Below are 3,924 nucleotides of genomic sequence, written 5' to 3'. Positions count from 1 at the left end.
TTCGGCGATCGAGGCCATCATTCCGTACTCGACCCCGTTGTGAACCATCTTCACGAAGTGTCCGGCGCCGCTCGGACCGCAGTGGAGATAGCCCTGGGGTGCCGTGCCGTCGGCCTGTCTGCTCGGGGTCGGCTCGGCGGAGCCGGCGCCGGGCGCGATGGTCCGGAAGATGGGGTCGAGCCGGGCGACCTGCTCCCGCTCACCGCCGATCATGAGGCAGTATCCGCGGTCGAGCCCCCAGACCCCGCCCGAGGTCCCGCAGTCCAGATAGTGGATGCGGCGAGGAGCGAGCTGCGCCGCGCGGGTGATGTCATCGCGGTAGTAGGAGTTGCCACCGTCGATGACCGCGTCGCCCGGGGCGAGGAGTTCGGCCAGCTGATCGAGGGTGGGCTGGACGACGGCGGCGGGCAGCATGAGCCAGGCGGCCCGTGGCCGCTCCAGCTTCGCCACCAGGTCGCCGAGCGAGCGGGCGGCGACGGCGCCCTCGCCTTCCAGCTCCCGTACGGCGCTTTCGTCGAGGTCGTAGACCACACAGCGGTGGCCGTCGCGCATCAGCCGGCGCACGAGGTTCGCGCCCATCCGGCCGAGCCCGATCATGCCGAGCTGCATGGGGGTGTCGGTAGCCATGGTGCTCTCCTGCGGGACGTTGTGGGACGGCCCTGGCGACGGGCCCTGGCGGATGGGCCCTAGCGTTTGAGGGCGCGGTAGCGGCGGATGAGGGCGTTGGACGACGAGTCGTGGGCGAGCTCCGGTTCGGCGTCGGAGGTGAGTTCCGGGGTGATCCGGGCCGCGAGTACCTTGCCGAGCTCCACCCCCCACTGGTCGAAGGGATCGATGTCCCAGATCACCCCCTGGGTGAACACGCTGTGCTCGTAGAGGGAGACGAGTGTGCCGAGCAGCCGAGGTGTCAGGACCTCGCCGAGCAGCACATTGGTGGGGCGATTGCCTTCCATGACACGGTGCGGAACGACCTCGGGCGCGGTGCCCTCCGCCCGGACCTCCCGCTCGGTCTTCCCGAAGGCGAGCGCTTCGGCCTGCGCGAAGATGTTGGACGACAGGATGTCGTGGTGGTCGCCGAGCGGGTTGAGGCTCTTGCCGAAGCCGATCAGATCGAGCGGTATCAGCCGGGTCCCCTGGTGGATGAGCTGGTAGAAGCTGTGCTGGCCGTTGGTGCCCGGCTCGCCCCAGTAGACGGGGCCCGTGTCGTAGTCGACCGGTGCGCCGCCTAGGGTCACATGCTTGCCGTTCGACTCCATGGTCAGTTGCTGCAGATATGCCGGGAACCGCTTCAGATACTGCTCGTACGGCATCACACCGATGGTCTGGACGCCGAAGAACTCCGCGTACCAGACGGCGAGGAGCCCCATGAGCCCGGGCAGGTTCGCCTCGAGCGGGGCCGTGCGGAAGTGTTCGTCCATGGCGTGGAAGCCTGCCAGCATGTCGTGGAACTGCTCGGGTCCGATGGCGACCATGGTGGACAGACCGATGGCGGAGTCCATCGAATAACGACCGCCCACCCAGTCCCAGAACTCGAACATGTTGGCCGTGTCGATGCCGAATTCCGCCACGCGCCGGGCATGGGTCGAGACCGCGACGAAGTGCCGGGCCACGGCCTCCTCGCTGCCGAGGGCGCCGACCACCCAGTCGCGCGCCGACCGGGCGTTGGTGAGGGTTTCCAGTGTGCCGAAGGTCTTGGAGGAGATGATGAACAGGGTCTCCTCCGGGGAGAGGTCGCGGGTCGCCTCGACGAAGTCGGTCGCGTCGACGTTGGACACGAAACGGAAGGTCAGATCGCGCCGGGTGTAGTGGCGCAGCGCCTCGTACGCCATGACAGGACCGAGGTCGGAGCCGCCGATCCCGACGTTGACGATGTTTCTGATCGGCTTTCCGGTGTGCCCCTTCCACTCGCCCGACCGAATGCGCCGGGCGAACGCGGCCATGCGGTCCAGGACGGAGTGGACCTGGGCGACGACATCGGCGCCGTCGACGACGAGGGAACTCCCTTGTGGCATACGGAGGGCCACGTGCAGCGCCGGGCGGTCTTCCGAGACGTTGATGTGCTCGCCGCGGAACATCGAGTCCCTGCGCCCTTCCACCCCGCACTCCCGGGCGAGCTCGCAGAGCAGCCGCATCGTCTCGTCGGTGACGCGGTTCTTGGAGTAGTCGAGATACAGCCCGGCCCCCTCCGCGCACAGCCGCTCACCGCGGTCCGGGTCCTGCGCGAACAGGTCACGCAGATGGACCGCCCCGATCTCGGAGTGATGTTGTTCAAGTGCCTTCCACGACGGCTTCTGCCGCAGGGAGTCGATGGACATCTCGTGGACCTCCTCAGCCCGGAGCCACCAGCTCGCGCGCCACCTGAGAGACACGCTCAGGGGTGAATCCGAACTTGTTGAGCAGCTGTTTGAGGGGTGCGGAGGCGCCGAAGGTGTGCATACCGACGATGGCCCCGCCGCTACCGACGTACCGGTCCCAGCCGAGCGTGGAGGCCTTCTCCACCGCGACCCTGGCCGTCACCGCGGGCGGCAGCACCTGATCGCGGTACTCCCGCGGCTGGCGGTCGAACAGCTCCCAGCACGGCATGCTCACCACCCGGGACGCGATGCCCTCGGCGGCGAGTTCGTCATGCGCGGCCAGGGCCAGCGACACCTCGGAGCCGGTGGCGAGCAGGATCAACTCGGGCTCGCCGGGGGACGCGTCCGCCAGGACGTAGGCACCCCGCGCGACACCACTGGCCGCCCCGAGCCGATCGCGGTCGAGGGTGGGGAGGGGCTGGCGGGAGAGGACGATCGCGGCCGGCTCCCTGCGCAGGGCGGTGACCAGGCGCCACGTTTCGACGACCTCGTTCGCGTCGGCGGGCCGGAAGACGAGCAGCCCGGGCGTCGCGCGCAACCCCGCCAGTTGCTCGACGGGCTGGTGTGTGGGTCCGTCCTCGCCGACCCCGATGGAGTCATGGGTGAAGATGTGCAGGGTGGGGATCTCCATCAGCGCGGAGAGGCGGATGGCCGCCTTGGCGTAGTCGGAGAAGATCAGGAACCCGGACCAGTACGGACGGAGCTTCGTCAGCGCCATGCCGTTGGCGACGGCGGCAGCCGCGTGTTCGCGGACACCGAGGTGCAGATTGCTCCCGGACCGGTCGTCGGGCTGGAAGTCGCCCGCTCCGCCGAATACGAGGCGGGTCTTGGTCGACGGCGTCAGATCGGCGGACCCGCCGAGGACCCAGGGCACCGCTGTGGCCACGGCGTTCAGCACCTGGCCCGACGAATCGCGGCTCGCCAGACCCTTGGGGTCGGCCGGGAAGGTGGGCAGCGCGTCCTCCCAGCCGTCCGGGAGTCGCCGACGCTGGATCCGCTCCAGTTCCTCGGCGAGTTCGGGGTGTGCGCCGCGGTAGGCGTCGAACGTCTTCTCCCAGCCGCTGCGCAACTCCGCGCCCCGCGCGCCGATACCGCGCGCGAACCAGTCCGGCACACCGTCGGGGATGTGGAAATCGGCGTCCGGCGGAATGCCGAGAACACGCTTGGTGGCTCTGACCCCCTCCGGCCCGAACGGCGCTCCGTGTGCCTTCGGTGAGTCCTCGACCGGCGAGCCGTAGCCGATGTGGCTGTGTACGAGGACCAGGGTCGGACGCTCGGCCTCGGTGCGGAAGGTGTGGAAGGCGCGGCTGATCTGGTCGAGGTCGTTGGCGTCGGCGACGGTGGTCACGTTCCAGCCGTAGGCCAGGAAGCGCGCGGCGACATCCTCGGTGAAGGTGATGTCGGTGTGGCCCTCGATGGTGACCCGGTTGGAGTCGTAGATCCAGCACAGATTGGACAGCTGCAGGTGTCCGGCCAGCGAGGCCGCCTCGGAGGAGACGCCCTCCATCATGCAGCCGTCCCCGGCGAGCGCGTACACGTCGAAGTCGAAGAGCGTGAAGTCGTCGCGGTT

General features: G+C 68.9%; 3 protein-coding genes. All 3 read right to left on the bottom strand.

The genetic code is table 11. The features are described 5' to 3' along the window. Positions 1-627: NADP-dependent phosphogluconate dehydrogenase (locus tag ACWDSL_RS52370; RefSeq protein WP_450496721.1), on the bottom strand; the 627-nt coding region annotated here is incomplete at its 3' end. Between the two features lie 59 nt (positions 628-686). Then, positions 687-2,315: a glucose-6-phosphate isomerase gene (gene pgi / locus ACWDSL_RS52365; protein WP_450496719.1), complete on the bottom strand. Its 1,629-nt coding sequence runs from the start codon at positions 2,313-2,315 to the stop codon at positions 687-689. A 13-nt stretch (positions 2,316-2,328) separates the two neighbouring features. Then, positions 2,329-3,924, bottom strand: a 1,596-nt coding sequence (locus ACWDSL_RS52360; protein ID WP_450496718.1) for a transketolase family protein, incomplete at its 5' end; no start/stop codon positions are given.

The organism is Streptomyces sp. NPDC000941, assembly GCF_053599555.1.
The sequence above is the reverse complement of the archived record's forward strand: the minus strand, read 5'-3'. Positions and strand labels throughout refer to the sequence as shown.

Coding starts and splice junctions, on each gene's coding strand:
- pgi (WP_450496719.1), bottom strand. CDS start 2,315: ATGTCCATCGACTCCCTGCGGCAGAAGCCGTCGTGGAAGGCACTTGAA.